Here is a 20,420-nt window from a genome sequence, read left to right as displayed (position 1 = left end):
AGCCCATCGCGACACAAGGCCGCTCCTACAGGGGAATGCATAACCCTTGTAGGAGCGGCCTTGTGTCGCGATGGGCCGCAAAGCGGCCCCGCTGTTTTCCCCGATATAACCGAGACCAAGCAATGCCGCTGTCCAACATCCAGATCCTGCACGAAGACGCCGCCATCCTGGTGATCAACAAGCCGACCCTGCTGCTGTCGGTGCCCGGCCGCGCCGAGGACAACAAGGACTGCCTGATCACCCGCCTGCAAGAAAACGGCTACCCCGATGCGCTGATCGTGCACCGCCTGGACTGGGAAACCTCCGGCATCATCCTGCTGGCCCGCGATGCGGATAGCCACCGCGAGCTGTCGCGCCAGTTTCACGACCGCGAAACCGAAAAGGCCTACACCGCATTGTGCTGGGGCCAACCGGTGCTGGACAGCGGCAGCATCGACCTGCCACTGCGCTACGACCCGCCAACCAAGCCACGGCATGTGGTGGACCACGAACAGGGCAAGCATGCGCTGACGTTCTGGCGCATTGTCGAGCGCTGTGGCGATTACTGCCGGGTGGAACTGACGCCGATCACCGGGCGTTCTCACCAGTTGCGCGTGCACATGCTGTCGATCGGGCACCCGCTGCTGGGTGACCGGCTGTATGCCAACCCCGAGGCGCTGGCAGCGCATGAGCGGCTGTGCCTGCATGCCTCGATGCTGAGCTTTACCCACCCGGTGTCGGGGGAGCGGTTGAAGTTCGAGTGCCCTGCACCCTTCTGAATTTGTGCTGCCTGAACAGGCCTCTTCGCGGCTAAAGCCGCTCCCACAGGGACCGCACCACCCACAGGGTTGAGTAGTACCTGTGGGAGCGGCTTTAGCCGCGAAGAGGCAGACACAAATTGTCGACTTAATACGTTAAACTCGCGCCACTGCTGTCTGGAGTGAGCTATGCGCGACGTACTGAATTCTGGCCTTATCGATTTCCTCAAGGCCTCCCCCACGCCCTTCCACGCCACCGCCAGCCTGGCCCAGCGCCTGGAAGCGGCCGGTTACCAGCGCCTGGACGAGCGCGACAGCTGGGCCACCGTGCCTGGCGGCCGCTATTACGTCACCCGTAACGACTCCTCGATCATCGCCATCAAGTTAGGCAAGCAGGCGCCGTTGCTGACCGGCATCCGCATGGTCGGCGCACACACCGACAGCCCGTGCCTGCGGGTCAAGCCGCAGCCAGAGCTGCAGCGCCAAGGTTTCTTGCAGCTGGGTGTGGAAGTGTATGGCGGCGCCCTGTTGGCACCGTGGTTCGACCGTGACCTGTCGCTGGCCGGCCGCGTTACCTACCGCCGTGACGGCAAGGTCGAAAGCCAGCTGATCAATTTCAAACTGCCGATCGCGATCATCCCCAACCTGGCCATCCACCTGAACCGCACCGCCAATGAAGGCTGGGCAATCAACCCGCAGAACGAGCTGCCGCCAATCCTGGCCCAGGTAGCCGGTGACGAGCGCATCGACTTCCGCGCCCTGCTCACCGAACAACTGGCCCGCGAGCACGAGCTGATCGCCGACGTGGTGCTGGACTACGAGCTGAGCTTCTACGACACCCAGGACGCCGCACTGGTCGGCCTGAACGGCGACTTCATCGCCGGCGCCCGTCTGGACAACCTGCTGTCGTGCTACGCCGGCCTGCAGGCACTGCTGGCCGCCGACAGCGATGAAACCTGCGTGCTGGTGTGCAACGACCACGAAGAAGTCGGCAGCAGCTCGGCCTGCGGCGCCGACGGCCCGATGCTCGAGCAGACCTTGCAGCGCCTGCTGCCGGACGGCGACGCCTACGTGCGCACCATCCAGCGCTCGCTGATGATATCGGCCGACAACGCCCACGGCGTGCACCCCAACTATGCCGACAAGCATGATGGCAACCACGGGCCCAAGCTGAATGCCGGGCCAGTGATCAAGGTGAACAACAACCAGCGCTACGCCACCAACAGCGAAACCGCCGGGTTCTTCCGTCACCTGTGCATGGCCGAGGAAGTGCCGGTGCAAAGCTTCGTGGTGCGCAGCGACATGGGTTGTGGTTCGACCATCGGGCCGATTGCAGCCAGCCACTTGGGCGTGCGCACGGTAGATATCGGCTTGCCGACCTTTGCCATGCATTCGATTCGTGAACTGTGCGGCAGCCATGACCTGGCGCACCTGGTGAAGGTTTTGACCGCCTTCTACCGCAGCCGCGAGTTGCCTTGATGTAGGCAGGCCCGGCCTCTTCGCGGGTAAACCCGCTCCCACAGGAACCGCACATGCCTCAGGAAATGTGCTGACACTGTGGGAGCGGGTTTACCCGCGAAAGGGCCGAGCCTGCTCACAGCTGCTCAAGGTCAATCCCGCCTCGCTTGCCAAGCGCTATGCTTGTGATATGGCCCCACTGCAAAAGGATTGCTGTCCATGTCCCCGTTCCTGTCCCTGTTCGTGCCGGTGTTCCTGTTCCTGATGCTGTTGACCATCGGTTTCAGCATGCGTGAGCGCAATATCGGTGTACTGATGATGTGGATCGGTACCTTGGGCATCTTCGGCCTCACTTGCTGGAAGATCCTCGAGAAACTGCCGACATAAACCTCTACACTCGGTCAATCGTTTGACCTGAGGTAGATTTGCCAGTGCCTGCCCTCCTGCGTTACCTGTTCCTGCTGCTCTTGCTGTTCATCACACCGGTACAGGCGGCGGGCCTGCCCAGCCTGCTGGGTGGCAGCGCGCCCGCACAACCGGAGGCCACCGAGCCGCTGGGCAAGTCGCTGGACGAAGTCATCAAGAACCTCGAAAACGACCAGCAGCGGGCCAAGCTGCTGGCCGACCTGAAAAAACTGCGCGACGCCACCAAACAATCACAGCCCAGTGTGGAACAGGGCGTGCTCGGCCTGATTGGCGGCGCTCTGCATGACTTTGAAAAACAGTTCAGCGGCGATGCCAGCCCGTTCCTGCGCTGGGCCACGGAAATCGAACAAGCCCAGGCCGAACTGACCGAACTCATGGTACCGGTGCACCAGTGGCCGGCGATCCTGTTCGGCTTTGCCGCCGTCATCGCCGTGTGGAGCATGCTGGCGTATGCCTTCAACTGGGTCGGCCACCGCATACGCCTGCGCTTTGGCCTGAGCGAAGAACTGCCCCAACACCCGCGCACCTGGGACCTGGTGCGCTTTGCCTTGCGCAAGCTCGGCCCGTGGCTGGTGGCGCTGGTGGGCACCGTGTACCTGAGCTTTGTGCTGCCACCCTCGCTGGGCAAGTCCCTGGCCATGGTGCTGGCCTACGCGCTGGTGGTGGGCACTTGCTTCTCGGCCATCTGCGTCATCGCCTTCTCGCTACTGGACGGCCCGCACCGCCACCGCGCCCTGCACATCCTGCGGCACCAGGCATTCCGCCCGTTGTGGTTGATCGGCAGCTTCGCAGCCTTTGGCGAGGCCATGAGCGACCCGCGCATGCTGGTCGCGCTGGGCACCCACCTGGCCCACGCCCTGGCGACCCTGGCCAACGTCATCGCCGCACTGTGCACCGGGCTGTTCATCCTGCGTTTTCGCCGCCCCATCGCCCACCTGATCCGCAACCAGCCACTGTCACGGCGACTGACCCGGCGCACCCTCAGTGACACCATCGAGATTCTCGGCAGCTTCTGGTTCATCCCGGCACTGATCCTGGTGGCCATCTCGCTGTTCGCCACCTTCGTCTCGGCCGGCGACACCAGCACTGCCCTGCGGCAGTCGCTGATGTGCACGGTCCTGGTGGTGGTGTGCATGGTGCTCAACGGCCTGGTCCGCCGCCACGCCGCCAACCCCAAACGCGCCGGCAAGCGCCAGGCGGTGTATGCCGAGCGCCTGCGCAACTTCGGCTACCTGCTGGTGCACCTGTTCATCTGGCTGGTGTTCATCGAACTGGGCCTGCGCGTGTGGGGCTTGTCGATGATCCGCTTTGCCGAGGGTGACGGCCACGAGGTAAGCCTGCGCCTGCTGGGCCTGGCCGGTACGCTGATTGTTGCCTGGCTGGTGTGGATCCTTGCCGACACCGCCGTGCACCACGCCCTGGTGCGTTCGCGCCGGGGCCTGGCCAACGCCCGTGCACAAACCATGATGCCGTTGATCCGCAACGTAATGTTCGTGGTCATCTTCATCATCGCGGTAATCGTCGCCCTGGCCAACATGGGCATGAACGTCACCCCGCTGCTGGCCGGTGCCGGTGTGATCGGCCTGGCCATCGGCTTTGGCGCGCAATCGCTGGTGGCCGACCTGATCACCGGGTTGTTCATCATCATCGAAGACTCGCTGGCCATCGATGACTACGTGGACGTGGGCGGGCACCTGGGCACGGTGGAAGGCCTGACCATCCGTACCGTGCGGCTGCGGGACATCGACGGCATCGTGCACACCATCCCGTTCAGCGAGATCAAGAGCATCAAGAACTACTCGCGGGAGTTCGGCTATGCCATCTTCCGTGTGGCCATTCCGCACAACATGCACATCGACAAAGCCATCTCGCTGGTTCGCGAGGTGGGGCAAAAGCTGCGCAATGACCCGCTGATGCGCCGCAATATCTGGTCGCCGCTGGAGTTGCAGGGGGTGGAGAGCTTCGAGTCGGGCTCGGCGGTGTTACGGGCACGGTTCAAGACCGCGCCGATCAAGCAGTGGGAGGTGTCGCGGGCGTTCAACCTGGCCTTGAAGCGGCAAATGGATGAGGCCGGGCTGGACCTGGCGACGCCGCGGTTGTCGGTGCAGGTGGTGACGGCCGGGGGTGGTGGTATGACAGAAGGCAATACCGCATCGAACTAGGGCCGCTTCGCGCCCCATCGCGACACAAGGCCGCTCCTACAAGGGATCGCGTACTCCTGTAGGAGCGGCCTTGTGTCGCGATGGGCTGCAAAGCAGCCCCCAGTATCCTGGATCAACCCGCCTGGGCACGAATGCGGATTGCATCATGCCGCCAATACTCCAGGTCACAGTCGATCAGGTGACCATGCTGATCGCTGTTGACCCGGGTAATGTGCAACCCCGGGCTGCCCACCGACACCTTCAACGCCCCCGCCGCCTCAACCGGCAACGCCGTCGGCAAGATCTCGAAGCACACCTGCCCATACTCGATGCCATACACCCGCCCATAAATCTCGGTCAGTGACTGCGCCAGGTCCTGCTCGAGAATCCCCGGAAAGTACCGTGGGTTGAGGTAATGCTCGGCATACAACACCGCTCGCCCGTCAATCCGCCGCAACCGGCAAATACGCACCACGCTGGACAACGCCGGCAACTGCAAGCGCGCACAGATGGCCGCCGAGGCCGGCTGCAGCCGTGCCGACAACAATTCGGTACTGGCTACCCGACCCTGGTCGCGCACCATGGCATGAAAGTGGCTGCGCTCGATCAGGTCGTAGGTCAGCCGCTCGGGCGCGACAAACCAGCCGCGGCGTTCTTCGCGGTAGATCAGGCCCTGGGCCTCCAGCTGCGCCAGCGCTTCGCGCAGGGTAATGCGCGTGGTGTCGAACACCTCGCTCAGTTTGCGCTCGGCCGGCAGCTTGCCCCCCGGCGCCAGCAGGCCGTGCTCGATCTGCTCCTGCAAGGCGTGGCAGATGGCTGTTACCGCACGCGGTGGCATCGGCTGCATCAAAGGTTACCTATCTGGACTAGTCCAGCCCCAGAACAGGGCACTTGGAGAATAGTGCAAGCCTAGTCAGGGCTGATGAACATCCCGTGACAAAGCCGCAACCGTGCTGTAGCCAGAATCGGGCCAGCCCAGCAAATTCGCGGGTACGCCATGGTCTACGCTGTATTGCCAGGAGCCTGCAACTACCTGTGCGGGCCCTTCCCTACATCAAATTGTCACGCAAGCGGCCTACCTTGGCTCAAGGTTTGCTGACCTAGACCAAAGGTTCCAGGCAACGGCTTCACTCGCCCACACCGAAACAATAACGATCGGTAAAAGGCACCCACCCAAGGAGCTACGGATGAAAAAGTTGTTCATGGCGTCACTGCTCGGTTCGGCCATCGCGTTCTGCACCTCGGCCATGGCCGCGGACCTCAAGGCCCTGGAAGACGCCGCCCGCAAGGAAGGCACCGTCAACAGCGTGGGCATGCCCGATGCCTGGGCCAACTGGAAAGGCACCTGGGAAGACCTGGCCAGCAAGTATGGCCTCAAGCACAGCGACACCGACATGAGCTCGGCCCAGGAAATTGCCAAGTTCGAAGCCGAGAAGGACAACGCCAGCGCCGACATCGGCGACGTGGGTGCCGCCTTCGGCCCGATCGCCGTCACCAAAGGCGTGAGCCAGCCGTACAAGCCAAGCACCTGGGATCAGGTACCGGATTGGGCCAAGGACAAGGACGGCCACTGGGCGCTGGCCTATACCGGCACCATTGCCTTCATCATCAACAAGGACCTGGTGAAGGAAGGCGAACGCCCGACTTCCTGGCATGACCTGGAAAAAGGCAAATACAAGGTCGCCATCGGCGACGTCGGCACCGCCGCCCAGGCTGCCAACGGTGTACTGGCTGCGGCCATTGCCTACAAGGGTGACGAAAGCAACGTGGCGCCGGGCCTGCAATTGTTTACCAAGCTGGCCCAGCAGAAGCGCCTGTCGCTGGCCAACCCGACCATCCAGACCCTGGAAAAGGGCGAGGTGGAAGTGGGCGTGGTGTGGGACTTCAATGGCCTGAGCTACCGCGAACAGATCGACCCCAAGCGGTTTGAAGTGCTGATCCCGTCGGATGGCTCGGTGATTTCCGGCTATACCACTGTGATCAACAAGTACGCCAAGCACCCGAACGCGGCGAAGCTGACCCGTGAATACATCTTCAGCGATGCCGGGCAGATCAACCTGGCCAAGGGGCATGCCCGGCCGATCCGTGCCGAACACCTGAAGCTGCCAGCGGATGTGCAGGCCAAGTTGCTGCCGAACGAGCAGTACGGCGCTGCGCAACCGATCAAGAATGCCGAGGCGTGGGAAGCCACCTCGAAGAAACTGCCGCAGATGTGGCAGGAGCAGGTGATTATCGAGATGGAGTAAGGCAGGGCCATCCCGGGGCTGCTGCGCAGCCCATCGCGACGCAAGGCCGCTCCCACAGGGCCAGCGTCGCCCCAGAGGTTTTCGCTGTTCCTGTGGGAGCGGCCTTGTGTCGCGAAAGGAGGGCGAAGCCCTCCCGTTTTTTTGCGGAGTATTGAATGAGCCACAACGTCATCCTGGTCCTGCTAGACGGCCTCAACTACCAGGTCGCCCACCATGCCATGGGCCACCTGCACGCCTATGTCGAGGCCGACCGCGCCGCGCTTTACCGCGTGGAATGCGAACTGCCGTCGCTGTCGCGGCCACTGTACGAATGCATCCTCACGGGCGTGCCGCCCATCGACAGCGGCATCGTGCACAACAACGTCAACCGCCTGTCCAACCAGCGCAGCGTGTTCCACTACGCCCGTGAAGCCAACCTGGGCACAGCGGCGGCGGCCTATCACTGGATGAGCGAGCTGTACAACCGCTCGCCCTTCGACCCGCAGCGCGACCGCCATACCCACGCGCCAAAGCTGCCGATCCAGCACGGGCTGTTCTACTGGGACGACCGCTACCCCGACTCGCACCTTCTGGCCGATGGCGAGTACCTGCGCCGCCGCCACGCCCCCAACTTCCTGCTGGTGCACCCGATGAGCATCGACGATGTGGGCCACCGCCACGGCCTGGACAGCAGCCAGTACCGCAACGCCGCACGCAGCGTCGACATCCTGCTGGCCGACTACCTGCCAGGCTGGCTCGAAGAGGGCTACCAGGTACTGGTCACCGCCGATCACGGCATGAACAACGACCGCTCGCACAACGGCCTGCTGGCCGAAGAGCGCGAAGTACCGCTGTTCGTGTTCGGCGACGCCTTCAGCCTGGACCCGGCGGCCAAGCCGCTGCAGACCGAGTTGTGCGGCACCATTTGCGAGCTGCTAGGCGCGGCCCACGACAAGACGGTATGCCGGGAGTTGCTCAAGTGAACCGTGGGCGCTACCTGGCCCTGCTCTGCCTGCTACCGTTTGCCATATTCTTCGTCATCTTCCAGATCGCCCCGCTGGCCTGGGTAGCGATCAACAGCGTGCAATCGGAAGCCGGCTGGGGCGTCGAAAACTTCAGCAAGGTATTCAGCTCGAAGTTCTACCTGCAAGCCCTGCAACGCAGCCTGGAGATCAGCTTCTGGTCGAGCCTGTTCGGCATCATCATCGCCACCCTTGGCGCCTATTCGCTGCGCCAGGTGGACTCAAGGCTGCGTGACTTCGTCAGCGCCTTTGCCAACATGACCAGCAACTTTGCCGGGGTGCCACTGGCCTTCGCCTTCATCATCCTGCTCGGTTTCAACGGCGCGCTGACCCTGTTGCTGAAGCAGATCGGCCTGCTGGAAGACTTCAGCATCTACTCCAAGAGCGGCCTGATCCTGGTGTACACCTACTTCCAGATCCCGCTGGGTGTGTTGCTGCTCTACCCCGCCTTCGACGCCCTGCGTGAAGACTGGCGCGAGTCGGCCGCGCTGCTGGGTGCCAGCCACTGGCAATTCTGGCGGCACATCGGCCTGCCAGTGCTGACACCGGCACTGCTGGGCACCTTCGTCATCCTGCTGGCCAACGCACTCGGTGCCTACGCCACTGTGTACGCGTTGACCACCGGCAATTTCAACGTATTGCCGATCCGCATCGCAGGCCTGGTGGCCGGTGATATCAGCCTCGACCCCAACCTGGCCAGCGCCCTGGCGATGGTGCTGGTGGGCTTGATGACGCTGGTCACGGTGGTGCATCAATGGCTGTTGAAGAGGAGCTACCATGCGCGCTGAAGCCCGCTCTGGCGGCTGGTACCACCGCGCCGTGGTCTACCTGCTGTTCCTGATCCTGCTGCTGCCGCTGGCCGGCACCCTGCTCTACTCGCTGGCCACCAGTTGGTCGGCCAGCCTGCTGCCCAGCGGGCTGACCCTGAAGTGGTACGTGGCGCTGTGGAGCGAGCCACGCTTCCTGGCGGCCTTCGGCCAGTCGCTGCTGGTGTGCGTGGGTGCGCTGCTGCTGTCGGTGGCGCTGATCCTGCCGCTGCTGTTCGTGGTGCATTACCACTTCCCGCGGCTCGACGCGCTGATGAACATCCTGATCCTGCTGCCGTTCGCGGTGCCGCCAGTGGTGTCTTCGGTGGGGCTGTTGCAACTGTATGGCAGCGGCCCGATGGCCATGGTTGGCACGCCGTGGATCCTGATCGGCTGCTACTTCACCATCGCCTTGCCGTTCATGTACCGCGCCATTACCAACAACCTGCAAGCCATCAACCTGCGCGACCTGATGGATGCCGCCCAACTGCTCGGCGCCAGCACCTGGCAAGCGGCGCTGCTGGTGGTGCTGCCGAACCTGCGCAAAGGCCTGATGGTGGCGCTGCTGTTGTCGTTCTCGTTCCTGTTCGGCGAGTTCGTGTTCGCCAACCTGCTGGTCGGCACCCGCTACGAAACCCTGCAGGTGTACCTGAACAACATGCGCAACAGCAGCGGGCACTTCAATAGCGCGCTGGTGATCTCCTATTTTGCCTTCGTGCTGGTACTGACCTGGGTCGCCAACCGCCTGAACAAGGACAAGACCTGACATGAGCTTCGTCAGCGTACAGAAACTGCAGAAAAGCTACGCCGGCAGCCCGGTGTTCGAGAACATCGACTGCCACATCGAACGTGGCGAGTTCGTTACCCTGCTTGGCCCGTCCGGTTGCGGCAAGTCCACCCTGCTGCGCTGCATCGCCGGGCTGACCCCGGTGGACAGCGGGCAGATCCTCCTCGACGGCCACGACATCGTGCCCGTGAGCCCGCAAAAGCGTGGCATCGGCATGGTGTTCCAGAGCTACGCGCTGTTCCCCAACATGACCGTGGAACAGAACGTGGCCTTTGGCCTGCGCATGCAGAAGGTCAAGGCCGATGAAAGCCAGGTGCGGGTACGCGAAGCGCTGGACCTGGTGGAGCTGGGCACGTTCGCCGGGCGCTACCCGCACCAGTTGTCCGGCGGCCAGTGCCAGCGCGTGGCCCTGGCCCGCTCGCTGGTTACCCGCCCGCGCCTGTTGCTGCTGGACGAGCCACTGTCGGCACTGGATGCACGTATTCGCAAACACCTGCGCGAGCAGATTCGTGCCATCCAGCGTGAGCTGGGGCTGACCACCATCTTTGTCACCCACGACCAGGAAGAAGCGCTGACGATGTCGGACCGCATCTTCCTGATGAACCAGGGGCGCATCGTGCAGAGCGGCGATGCCGAAACCCTTTATACCGCGCCGGTTGACCTGTTTGCCGCCGGTTTCATCGGCAACTACAACCTGCTCGACGCCGACAGCGCCAGCCGCCTGCTGCAACGCCCGGTGGCCAGCCGCCTGGCCATCCGCCCGGAGTCGATCACCCTGGGCGTCAATGGCGAACTGGATGCCGAAGTGCGCAGCCACAGCCTGCTGGGCAATGTGATTCGCTACCGGGTAAAAGTACGCGAGGTGGAATTGGTGGTCGACGTGCTCAACCGCTCGCCGGCCGACCTGCACGCCGACGGAAAACGGGTAAGCTTGTCGATCGACCCCACGGCGCTGCGGGAAGTGGCCTAAGGAGATTCAACACAATGGCACTGGCAATTTTCGATCTGGACGAAACCCTGATCCACGGCGACTGTGCGTCGCTGTGGAGCGAGCAAATGGCCCGGCTGGGCTGGGTTGACGGCAAGGAATTCCTGCGCCGCGACCATGAACTGATGGAGGCCTACGGCAAGGGCCATTTGCAGATGGAAGACTACATGGCCTTCAGCCTGGAGCCGATTGCCGGGCGCACCCTGGAAGAAGTCGAGCACCTGGTCGAGCCGTGGGTCGAGGACGTGATCGAACCGATCATCTTTGGCGACGCCTGCCGCTGCATTGCCGAACACCGCAAGCGCGGGGACCGGATTCTGATCATTTCGGCTTCAGGCACGCACCTGGTCGGGCCGATTGCTGCGCGGCTGGGGGTGGATGAATACCTGGCCATCGAGCTAGAGGCGGTGAATGGGGTGTATACCGGCAGAACCCATGGGGTGCTGACGTATCGCGAAGGCAAGATCACCCGGCTGCTGGAGTGGCTGGATCAGGAGCAGGAGAACCTGGAGGGGGCGAGTTTCTATTCCGATTCGCGCAATGACTTGCCGTTGTTGCTGAAGGTGGATCACCCGCATGTGGTGAACCCGGATACAGTGTTGCGTGAGCATGCCGAGAAGAATGGCTGGCCGATTTTGAGTTGGACTTGAGGACCATGGGGGCGCTTTGCGCCCCTTTCGCGACACAAGGCCGCTCCTACAAGAGATCGCATTCCACTGTAGGAGCGGCCTTGTGTCGCGATGGGCTGCAAAGCAGCCCCGGCAATATCAAGCCTGGCTCGGGTCGATGACCATCACCAGCTTGCCCGACACCTGGTTGCTCTCCAGTTCGGCATACGCCGCCTGGGCAAACTCCACAGGATAAGTATCCACCAGCTGCGGCGACAAGCGCCCTTCGGCGAACAGCGGCCACACCTGTTGTTGCAACTCACGCAGCAACTCGGCCTTGAAGCCGTCATCGCGGTTGCGCAGCGTGGAGCCGGTAATCTCCAGACGCTTGCCCAACACCTGGGCCAGGTCCAGCTCGAACTTGCGCCCGCCCATCAGGCCAATGATTACCCAGCGCCCGTCGCGGGCCAGCAACTTGAGGTTGAGTTCGCCGTAGCTGGCGCCCACCGGGTCGAGAATCACGTCGAACGGCCCGAAACCTTCCAGTGCCTCCAGGTTCTCGTTACGTACCACACCACCCGCAGCGCCCAGCGCTTCGCAATAGGCCAGGCGATCCGCTGAACCGACGCTGACCCACACCGGGCTACCAAATGCCTTGCACAACTGGATGGCGGCCGAGCCAACGCCACTGGCGCCAGCATGCACCAGCACCTTCTCACCGGCCTTCACGCCCCCCAGCTGGAAGATGTTCAACCAGGCGGTGGCATACACCTCCGGCAACGCGGCTGCTTCGTGCAGGCTCAGGCCCTCAGGCACCGGCAGTACGTGGCGCGCATCGACCACCACTTCCTCGGCCATGGCGCCGCTGGCCAGCAGCGCGCAAACGCGGTCACCCACGCGCCAGTCGGCCCCGGGGCCCACTTCTTCAACCACCCCGGCGCACTCCAGGCCCATGTACGGGCTGGCACCTGGCGGTGGCGGGTACAAACCTTTCATCTGCAACAGATCGGCGCGGTTCAGGCCCGCAGCAGCCACGCGAATGCGCACTTGGCCCGCGTCACAGGCCGGGCGCTCGGCCTCAACCCACTCCACATGTCCGTCAACGCCTTGCAATGCCTTCACAGTGCCTCCATAGTTGAATCATGACTGGGCCTGAGGTTGCTTACCTCAGGCTTTTTGCAGTATTTGCCCGGCTCCATGGAACCGGCAACGGAAAAGACGGCCTACTATGCGTGATCAATTGCCTCCACGTCGAATCAGCATGAAGCATTTCCTCCCAAGCACCGCCCTCGCCGTCATGATCGGCCTGGGTAGCCTTACGCTCGGCGGCAATGCAGCGGCCGCCAACAAGTGGGACGGCCTGCAGCCGGACCGCGACGAGATCGTCGCCAGCCTCAATGTGGTGGAATTGCTCAAGCGCCACCACTACAGCAAGCCGCCGCTGGACGATGCCCGTTCGGTCATCATCTACGACAGCTACATCAAGCTGCTGGACCCGGCGCGCAGCTACTTCACCGCTGCCGACATTGCCGAGTTCGACAAGTGGAAGACGCAATTCGACGATTTCCTCAAGAGCGGTAACCTGGACCCGGGCTTCACCATCTACAAACGTTACCTCGACCGCGTCAAGCAACGCCTGGACTTCGCCCTGGCCGAGCTGAACAAGGGCGTGGACAAGATCGACTTCACCACCAAAGAGACCTTGCTGATCGACCGCAAGGACGCGCCGTGGATGAAGGACCAGGCCGAGCTCGACGACTTGTGGCGCAAACGCGTCAAGGACGAAGTGCTGCGCCAGAAAATCGCCGGCAAAGAGCCCAAGCAGATCCAGGAAACCCTGACCAAGCGCTACAAGAACCAGCTGGCGCGCCTGGACCAGACCCGTGCCGAAGATATCTTCCAGGCTTACATCAACACCTTCGCCCAGTCCTACGACCCGCACACCAACTACCTGTCGCCGGACAACGCCGAGAATTTCGACATCAACATGAGCCTGTCGCTCGAAGGCATCGGTGCGGTGCTGCAAAGCGACAACGACCAGGTCAAGATCGTGCGCCTGGTGCCGGCAGGCCCGGCAGCCAAGACCAAACAGGTGGCCCCGGCCGACAAGATCATCGGCGTGGCCCAGGGCAACAAGGAAATGGTCGACGTGGTCGGCTGGCGCCTGGACGAAGTGGTCAAGCTGATCCGCGGCCCGAAAGGTTCGGTGGTGCGCCTGGAAATCATCCCGGCAAGCAATGCGCCTAGCGACCAGACCAGCAAGATCGTGTCGATCACCCGTGAAGCGGTGAAGCTTGAAGAACAGGCCGCCAAGAAATCGGTGCTCAAGCTGAAACAGGACGGGCGTGACTACAAGCTGGGCATCATCGAGATCCCGGCGTTCTACCTGGACTTCAAGGCGTACCGCGCCGGTGACCCGGAGTACAAGAGCACCACGCGTGACGTGAAGAAACTGCTCACCGAGTTGCAGAAAGAGAAAGTCGACGGCGTGGTCATCGACCTGCGCAACAACGGCGGCGGTTCGCTGCAGGAAGCCACCGAGCTGACCAGCCTGTTCATCGAGAAAGGCCCGACCGTGCTGGTACGCAACAGCGACGGCCGCGTCGACGTGCTGGAAGACGAAAACCCGGGCGCCTTCTACAAAGGCCCACTGGCACTGCTGGTGAACCGCCTGTCTGCCTCGGCTTCGGAGATTTTTGCCGGTGCCATGCAGGACTACCACCGCGCGCTGATCATCGGTGGCCAGACCTTCGGCAAAGGCACCGTGCAGACCATCCAGCCACTCAACCATGGCGAGCTGAAGCTGACCCTGGCCAAGTTCTACCGGGTTTCCGGGCAGAGCACCCAGCACCAGGGCGTGCTGCCGGACATCGACTACCCGTCGATCATCGATACCAAGGAAATCGGCGAGAGCGCCCTGCCCGAGGCCATGCCATGGGACACCATCCGCCCGGTGGTCAAGCCTGCGGCTGACCCGTTCAAGCCGTTCCTGGCCCAGCTCAAGGCACAACATGAAGCGCGCAGCGACAAGGATGCGGAGTTCACCTACATTCGCGACCGCCTGGCCCTGACCCAGAAGCTGATGAACGAAAAAACCGTCAGCCTCAACGAGCAGGAGCGCCGCGCACGCCACGATGATATCGAGGCCAAGCAACTGGCCCTGGAAAACATCCGCCGCAAGGCCAAGGGTGAAGAGCCGCTCAAAGAGCTGAAGAAAGAAGACGAGGACGCCCTGCCGGCCGAGGATGAAAACACCAAGCCGGAAGACGACGCCTACCTGTCCGAAACCGGTCGCATCCTGATCGACTACCTCAGCGCCAGCACCAAGGTGGCGAAGAAGTAACGGGTTACGGCAGTGATGGCAGAATAATGTGACCTGTCATCAAACAGTCATCGCGCTGTCGTGAAATACGGGGGCCGGGCATGCAGATGCCCGGCCCTTTCATTTTCAGGAATACGTCATGACCGTTGCCGAACAGCTCAGCGCCTTGAGTGCCATTCTGGCTCAACGTAGCATTCACAGTCTGTTCCAGCCGATCATGTGCCTGAGCGAGCAACGGGTGTTCGGCCATGAGGCGCTGAGCCGTGGCCCGTCCAACAGCCCGCTGCACGCGCCACTGAACCTGTTTACCATCGCCCGCCAGGCTGGCCGCCTGACCGAACTGGAAGCCGCCTGCCGGGAAAGCGCCTGCCGGCGCTTCAGCGAGCAGCAGTTGCAGGGCAAGCTGTTTCTTAACATCTCGCCTGAATCGCTGCTGGAGCCCCACTACCCCTCCGGCCAGACCCTGAAACTGCTGGAACAGGTCGGCCTGCCGCCTAGCCGGGTGGTGATCGAGCTGACCGAACACACCCCAACCGACGACTTCCAGTTGCTTTCAAACGCCCTGCACCACTATCGCGACATGGGCTTTTCGATTGCCATCGATGACTTGGGGGCGGGTTATTCCAGCTTGCGCCTGTGGTCGGAACTACGCCCCGAATACGTGAAAATCGATCGGCACTTCATCGACGGCATTCACCGCGACCCGCTCAAGCGCGAGTTCGTGGGTTCGATTCTGCAGATTGCCCGGGCGTCGAAGGCGCAGGTGATTGCCGAAGGGATCGAGTTGGCGGAGGAACTGGTGGTGCTGAGGGAGATGGGGGTGGACCTGGTGCAAGGCTACTTGCTCGGGCGGCCTCAGGAGTTGGGGGTGCGCGAGCTACCGGTGCTGACAAGCATGCCGCGGGCCGAGCAACCGACTGTGCGGCTTGATGCCACGATCGGGCAATTGCTGGAATTGTTTGGCCGGTATCAGCACCTGGATACATTGGAGGTGCTGGATGTGGATGGCAGGGTTTGTGGCTTGATTCACAGGGATGCGTTGCCTGTGCCGGTTGCCACAGGTTCACCACAGGCCCAAGGCCTCGCACGGCCCCTGTAGGAGCGGCCTTGCGTCGCGATGGGGCGCGCAGCGGCCCCAGGTTTTGCGCATCATGCAAGATTGTCGGGGCCGCTTTGCGGCCCATCGCGACACGAGGCCGCTCCTACAGGGGACCTCGGCAGGGCTACCAATCAGGCTGTTTCGGGGTAGCTGTACTCGAACACCCGAACCACCTCGGAAGCATGCCACGACGCTGCCTCCATGCCATCCACCGGCCCGGCAAACCGCCCCAGCCGTTCGACACATTCAAAAAAGCCGGTACGCGGCAAGCGGCTGGCGCCTTGGCTGATCACCAGCGAGCTGCGCAGCGGCTGCTCGGCACGGGCATCCAGCACCGCCAGGTATTCCAGCGCGGCGGTCAGCGTCTGCATGGCCGGGCTGGGCAGCTGCAAACGCTCGATCAGCGCTCGGTAGGTCAGCAAGTGACGTTGACGACGGGCCAGGTCAAGCTCGCCCAGCAGGTTATCCCAGTGCTGACGGCTGATCCTGACCTGGCTCATGATGGCTCGCTCCAGCCAGCCACCCCCAGGTGCCAGGCCAGGGCGCGGCGGATGGCTGCATCCGGCTGGCGCTCGCCTGACTCGATCATGGCCAGGTAAGCCGGGCTCACCCCGACATTGCGCGCCAGTTGCTCAGGTGCAATGCCCTTGGCCTGGCGAATCTGTGCAACTTCACTGAACGCCGGTAACGGCGCAACGGCGGCGGCGGCCTGTTCGCTGACAGCTGCCTCGGCAGGCGCCTGCCCTGCGGCCTTGAGCAGTGCCTGGTACTGCTCCCAGGGAACGACTGCGTACTCGGGTTGACCGTCCCGGCTGATGACCTGAATACCCATTACAAACCCCTTTAAAAAGGATTACAGCATGTAATCCGTAGGCATAACCCTTATGCCAATTATATTACCAACTCCGGGGGCTGTCCGGTTGAGCTGCAGTTCAGGCTCGTTTCATTGCGTATTACGCTCCAGCTGCAGCGCTTGCTGGCTGGCAGGCAGGCGCTCGACCACGCGTAGCCGCTCTGGTGCCTGGCTGTCGCGCCAGGCCCTGAAGCGTGCCAGTTCGTCGGCCACGGTCTTCAGCACCCAGCCAAGCACCGCAATGTCATCAAGGAAGCCCACGCCCAGCAACCAGTCAGGAATGGCATCGATCGGGCTGACGAAATACAACAGGCCCGCCACGATGGTGACCAACGCCTTGGGGCTGATGGCGCGGTATTCGCCGCGCCACCACGCCAGACACAACGACTGCAGCAGTTTCACATCCTCGCGCAACTGGCCGATACGCGGGCCTTTGCGCGCCACTGCAAACAACAGGGCCGGCAGCCGACCGCGGCTGAGCAAGCGCTCGGCCAAGGGCAGGAAGCGGGCAAAATTCCAGGGTGCGCTCATGGAGCCTCCAGGCGGAACAGGTTATCCACATTTATTGTGGATAACCTTGTGAACAGGGCCACATTTCTGACCTCCGGTGCCTGCCAGGCAAGGGCCCCGGTCAGATCGGGCGTTTTTTACACAGCCATTTCAAGCCGAGGGTAGCTGGCCGCAAACGATTTGCGCCAGAAACATCCTACACCTGTACGCTGCATTTCCTCGGACAGTATCAGCTGTATCAGGTTCGTCCAATCGCCACAAATGAAAACGCCCCGCTCAGGACGGGGCGTTTTGCAGGTACCAGCCAGTGTTACTTGGCAGGGGCTTCAGCAGGTGCTTCGGCCGGGGCCTCGGCTTCCGGCTCAGCGCCTTGCAGCTGGGCCGGATCCTTGATGGCGATCAGTTCCAGATCAAACACCAGCACCGAGTTGGCCGGGATCAGCGGGCTTGGGCTCTGTGCGCCATAGGCCAGTTCAGCCGGGATGAACAACTTGTACTTCTCGCCAACGTGCATCAGCTGCAGGCCTTCGACCCAACCCGGGATCACGCCGCTGACCGGCAGGTCGATCGGGCTGCCGCGCTCGACGGAGCTGTCGAACACCTTGCCATCGATCAGCTTGCCTTCGTAGTGGACAGTGACCACGTCGGTTGGCTTGGGCTGCGGGCCGTCGGCCTTCTTCACCACTTCGTACTGCAGGCCCGAGGCAGTGGTGACCACGCCTGGCTTCTTGGCGTTTTCTTCGAGGAACTTCTTGCCGGCGGAGGCAGCTTCTTCGCTGGCCTTGGCCAGGCGTTCTTCGGCACGCTTCTGCAGCGCAGTGAAGGCCTCTACCAGCTCTTCATCCTTGATGCGCTGTTCCTTTTTACCAACGGCGTCTTCGATGCCGAGGGCAACGGCTTTGGAATCAAGGTCTTCCATGCCTTCCTGAGCCAGGCTCTTGCCCATGTTCAGGCCGATGCCGTAGGAGGCTTTCTGCGACGGAGTCTTCAGCTCGGGGCTGCTGGCCTGTTGATCACAGCCAGCCAGTACCAGGCCAACCAGGGCAACCGCAGCCGCCAAACGATGCTGTTTCATGTAATTTCCTTGTTCATGCGCCATAAGGGCAATCAGGGTAGAAGCCGCGAGCTTATCAGGCGTCCCCAACCCATGGCTACCGGCATAAGAGCAGGTTTTGGTAAGTAAGTTCAGTACTTAAACGGATATTCATCCCAGCGTTTACAGCCATTGGCCAGTATTGACCCGTTGTGCCGGTTTTGCCCGGATTTGCGGGGGATTTATTTCGTTGGCTTCTGAAAGGCCAGCCATCAAGGGTAGTGACCTTCACGGTACTGCCCCGCTACCTCGCGCAATACCTCGCACACCCACTGCCCCGGCAGGCTTTGCGGCAAAGCGGCATTGCGACAGATACCGACCGAGCCGCCCGGCTCGCGCACGCCCAGGTCGAGCTCGACCAGTTCGCCACGGCGCAGGTCGAGCAGTACCGCATCGCGGGGCGCCACCCACAGCGCATCGCTGCCTAGCAGGTAGCGCCGGCTCAACGCCAGCGACAGGGTTTCCAGGCGCTGCGCCGGCATCTGGATGCCGCATTGCACGAACAGGCTGTCGGCATGCTGGCGGATGGTGGTACCTGCCGGTGGCAACACCAATGGGTAACGGCCCACCTGGGCTCGCTCTACCGGCGTGGCGGCCAACAACGGGTGGCCCGGGCGCACCACCAGGCTCATCGATTCGCTGTACAAATGCTCGAACGACAGGCCCTGGATCTGCGGGCTGTCGGTCATTCGACCGACCACCAGCTCCAGTTCGCCCAGGCGCAGTTGGCCAAGCAGCTGCGCGCTGATGCCGGTGACCACGCTGATCACCAGCGCTTCATGGCGCTGGTGCAGGCGGCACAGCACCTCGGGCATGAGCAGGCCTTCGACCGTGGACAGCACACCTATGCGCACCTGCGACGGCGCCCGCGCCTCGCCGCGCAAGCTGCTGACGCCATCGCGCAGGGCCTGCACACTGGGCCCGGCATAGCGCATGAAACGCGTGCCGGCCGGGGTCAACTCGACGCCCTGGCGGCTACGGGCGAACAGGCGCGTTTCCAGCAGGTCTTCGAGTTCTTTAAGGGTTTTGGAAATGGCCGGCTGGCTGATGGCGAGCACGTCGGCAGCCCTGGCCAGGCTGCCCTGCCGGGCAATCTCCAGGAAGCACAGCAGGTGGCGGTACTTGATGCGGGTGTCGAGGTTCATGCGCCAAGCTTAACGCATCGCTACCTGCGGCGTATCCGGGTCGCGTTGCTGGCGGCGGAACTGCCCTGGCGGCAGGCCGTGAATCTGACGGAAGCGCCGCGAGAAATATGCCTCGTCGGCAAACCCGCACAAACGCGCCACCTCACCTACCGGCCGACTGCCATTGAGCAGGTAGTTGCGTGCGGTATGCATGCGTCGCTCAAGCACCAGCTCACTGAACGTCTTGCCGATTTCCTTGCGCAGCCAGTGGGTCAGGTAAGTGGGGGACAGGTAGGTGGCGGCGGCCACTTTCTGCAGGTTCAGGTCGGGGTCGTCGATGTGCCGGCGCAAGTACTCGCTCATGCGGTTCAACGCGGCCCGGCGGCTCAGCTGCGCAGCGTTGCCATCTGCAAGGATGCGCAACGGTTCGGCATACAAGCCGCACACCTGGCCAATCAGCTGCAACAGCAGGCCCTTGAGCAGCTCCCGGCTGCCGAAGCGGCGGTTGGCGTCCAGTGCACGCATGCGCTCGAGCAGTTGCAACACCTCAGCGAAATCGGCGTCTTCCAGGCAAAAATCCAGGTGCTCCTGAAAGCGGAACGGTGACAGCTCCGGGGCTTGCAGGATCGAGACCTCTTCCAGGTCCATCGGGTCGCAATCCAGGTGTGGCAACAGGAATGTCTGGGAAAAATTGATCACCACGAAATCACTGTCGGCGGGATGCGGGATCACATGCACCCGATGCGGCAGGATGAAGGCCAGCGTGTTGCGCTTGAAAGGGCGTTGCACGCTGCCAATGTGCTGCACCGTGTCCCCGCCCAGATTGACCTGGACCTGGAAGTACTCGTGACGGTGCGGCGCGGTTTCGGCCGGTCGCCCGCGCCGGTCGCGGATGTGGAAATCCATCAGCTCGCTGCGCTGCTGCATGACGTAGGTCGGGACCTCGCGCTTTGGTGGCATGGCAAACTCCGGTAAACAGACAGTCAGTTGTACGATGTCTTGATTTAAACGCGACTACAAAAAAAGACGCAACCGCAATTCGTCACAGCCCGCTGAAAACGCGACACACAGCAAGAAGTCGAGACAAAACCCTGCGCCCGGATTCTTTTGGACAGCGCACGCATCCCCCTCCATCCCGCGCAAAAACGGTCTAACCCCCGCATTGCATTCAAGACGTTGTACGACCACCCTAGTCACGGGACTGCAGCCCAACCTCAACCA

At 62.6% G+C, this 20,420-nt stretch carries 20 protein-coding genes; 12 read left to right on the top strand and 8 right to left on the bottom strand.

Translation table 11 applies throughout. The features are described from left to right. Positions 1-122: 122 nt before the first annotated feature. The 4 genes from ACQKPZ_RS23625 to ACQKPZ_RS23610 all read left to right on the top strand — a co-directional run bounded on the left by ACQKPZ_RS23625 (position 123) and on the right by ACQKPZ_RS23610 (position 4,783). Entirely contained in the window at positions 123-758 is a 636-nt protein-coding gene (locus ACQKPZ_RS23625; RefSeq protein ID WP_284355179.1) for an RluA family pseudouridine synthase, read from the top strand. A gap of 168 nt (positions 759-926) precedes the next feature. Beyond that, positions 927-2,216 (top strand): M18 family aminopeptidase, encoded by a 1,290-nt coding sequence (locus ACQKPZ_RS23620; protein ID WP_427542832.1) that lies wholly within the window; start codon positions 927-929, stop codon positions 2,214-2,216. Between the two features lie 198 nt (positions 2,217-2,414). Then, on the top strand, positions 2,415-2,582 hold the full coding sequence (locus ACQKPZ_RS23615) for a hypothetical protein (protein ID WP_016501052.1): 168 nt from the start codon (positions 2,415-2,417) through the stop codon (positions 2,580-2,582). Between the two features lie 44 nt (positions 2,583-2,626). Beyond that, positions 2,627-4,783, top strand: coding sequence for a mechanosensitive ion channel family protein (locus ACQKPZ_RS23610; RefSeq protein ID WP_427542829.1), 2,157 nt, complete (start codon positions 2,627-2,629; stop codon positions 4,781-4,783). A gap of 112 nt (positions 4,784-4,895) precedes the next feature. Here the strand turns inward: ACQKPZ_RS23610 and ACQKPZ_RS23605 are convergent, their stop codons facing one another. Beyond that, the gene (locus ACQKPZ_RS23605; protein WP_427542826.1) at positions 4,896-5,609 is read right to left on the bottom strand and encodes a UTRA domain-containing protein; all 714 of its coding nucleotides are present in this window, start codon (positions 5,607-5,609) and stop codon (positions 4,896-4,898) included. A 340-nt stretch (positions 5,610-5,949) separates the two neighbouring features. Between ACQKPZ_RS23605 and ACQKPZ_RS23600 the strand changes: the two genes are divergently transcribed. From ACQKPZ_RS23600 to ACQKPZ_RS23575, 6 genes are all read left to right on the top strand, one after another. Beyond that, the gene (locus tag ACQKPZ_RS23600; protein ID WP_427542823.1) at positions 5,950-7,008 is read left to right on the top strand and encodes an ABC transporter substrate-binding protein; all 1,059 of its coding nucleotides are present in this window, start codon (positions 5,950-5,952) and stop codon (positions 7,006-7,008) included. Between the two features lie 155 nt (positions 7,009-7,163). Further along, positions 7,164-7,970 carry an alkaline phosphatase family protein gene (locus tag ACQKPZ_RS23595; protein ID WP_427542820.1) on the top strand — a complete coding sequence of 269 codons (807 nt, stop codon included), beginning with the start codon at positions 7,164-7,166 and terminating at the stop codon, positions 7,968-7,970. After that, complete coding sequence (locus ACQKPZ_RS23590) at positions 7,949-8,797, top strand: ABC transporter permease (RefSeq protein WP_427542817.1); 849 nt, start codon at positions 7,949-7,951, stop codon at positions 8,795-8,797. The genes ACQKPZ_RS23595 and ACQKPZ_RS23590 overlap by 22 nt, the downstream gene beginning before the upstream one ends. Further along, positions 8,787-9,581, top strand: coding sequence for an ABC transporter permease (locus ACQKPZ_RS23585; protein ID WP_427542814.1), 795 nt, complete (start codon positions 8,787-8,789; stop codon positions 9,579-9,581). The genes ACQKPZ_RS23590 and ACQKPZ_RS23585 overlap by 11 nt, the downstream gene beginning before the upstream one ends. 1 nt (position 9,582) lies before the next feature. Further along, the gene (locus ACQKPZ_RS23580; protein WP_427542811.1) at positions 9,583-10,572 is read left to right on the top strand and encodes an ABC transporter ATP-binding protein; all 990 of its coding nucleotides are present in this window, start codon (positions 9,583-9,585) and stop codon (positions 10,570-10,572) included. Positions 10,573-10,586: 14 nt separating this feature from the next. Further along, the gene (locus tag ACQKPZ_RS23575; protein ID WP_427542808.1) at positions 10,587-11,240 is read left to right on the top strand and encodes an HAD family hydrolase; all 654 of its coding nucleotides are present in this window, start codon (positions 10,587-10,589) and stop codon (positions 11,238-11,240) included. Positions 11,241-11,357: 117 nt separating this feature from the next. Here the strand turns inward: ACQKPZ_RS23575 and ACQKPZ_RS23570 are convergent, their stop codons facing one another. After that, positions 11,358-12,320 carry an NAD(P)H-quinone oxidoreductase gene (locus tag ACQKPZ_RS23570; protein WP_427542805.1) on the bottom strand — a complete coding sequence of 321 codons (963 nt, stop codon included), beginning with the start codon at positions 12,318-12,320 and terminating at the stop codon, positions 11,358-11,360. A gap of 139 nt (positions 12,321-12,459) precedes the next feature. On the opposite strand from ACQKPZ_RS23570, the gene ACQKPZ_RS23565 reads away from it, so the two are divergent. Continuing rightward, positions 12,460-14,541, top strand: coding sequence for a carboxy terminal-processing peptidase (locus tag ACQKPZ_RS23565; RefSeq protein ID WP_427542802.1), 2,082 nt, complete (start codon positions 12,460-12,462; stop codon positions 14,539-14,541). A gap of 118 nt (positions 14,542-14,659) precedes the next feature. Then, on the top strand, positions 14,660-15,619 hold the full coding sequence (locus tag ACQKPZ_RS23560; protein ID WP_427542799.1) for an EAL domain-containing protein: 960 nt from the start codon (positions 14,660-14,662) through the stop codon (positions 15,617-15,619). Between the two features lie 131 nt (positions 15,620-15,750). On the opposite strand, the gene ACQKPZ_RS23555 is transcribed toward ACQKPZ_RS23560, so the two are convergent. From ACQKPZ_RS23555 to ACQKPZ_RS23530, 6 genes are all read right to left on the bottom strand, one after another. Next, positions 15,751-16,119, bottom strand: a complete 369-nt coding sequence (locus ACQKPZ_RS23555) for a hypothetical protein (RefSeq protein ID WP_016501064.1) — start codon at positions 16,117-16,119, stop codon at positions 15,751-15,753. Further along, positions 16,116-16,451, bottom strand: coding sequence for a helix-turn-helix domain-containing protein (locus ACQKPZ_RS23550; protein ID WP_391124889.1), 336 nt, complete (start codon positions 16,449-16,451; stop codon positions 16,116-16,118). The genes ACQKPZ_RS23555 and ACQKPZ_RS23550 overlap by 4 nt, the downstream gene beginning before the upstream one ends. Before the next feature lie 111 nt (positions 16,452-16,562). Then, positions 16,563-17,003, bottom strand: coding sequence for a YkvA family protein (locus ACQKPZ_RS23545; protein ID WP_427542796.1), 441 nt, complete (start codon positions 17,001-17,003; stop codon positions 16,563-16,565). 289 nt (positions 17,004-17,292) lie between these two features. Next, positions 17,293-18,057 (bottom strand): FKBP-type peptidyl-prolyl cis-trans isomerase, encoded by a 765-nt coding sequence (locus tag ACQKPZ_RS23540; RefSeq protein ID WP_391124884.1) that lies wholly within the window; start codon positions 18,055-18,057, stop codon positions 17,293-17,295. A gap of 230 nt (positions 18,058-18,287) precedes the next feature. Further along, positions 18,288-19,220, bottom strand: coding sequence for a pca operon transcription factor PcaQ (gene pcaQ, locus ACQKPZ_RS23535; RefSeq protein WP_391124881.1), 933 nt, complete (start codon positions 19,218-19,220; stop codon positions 18,288-18,290). Between the two features lie 9 nt (positions 19,221-19,229). Then, the gene (locus ACQKPZ_RS23530; RefSeq protein ID WP_427542793.1) at positions 19,230-20,159 is read right to left on the bottom strand and encodes a helix-turn-helix transcriptional regulator; all 930 of its coding nucleotides are present in this window, start codon (positions 20,157-20,159) and stop codon (positions 19,230-19,232) included. Positions 20,160-20,420 lie beyond the last annotated feature (261 nt).

Origin of the sequence: Pseudomonas sp. NPDC089547 (assembly GCF_050280665.1) — a bacterium.
Lineage (GTDB): Bacteria > Pseudomonadota > Gammaproteobacteria > Pseudomonadales > Pseudomonadaceae > Aquipseudomonas.
Note: the sequence above shows the minus strand (reverse complement) of the source record. Positions and strands in the feature narration are given on the sequence as shown.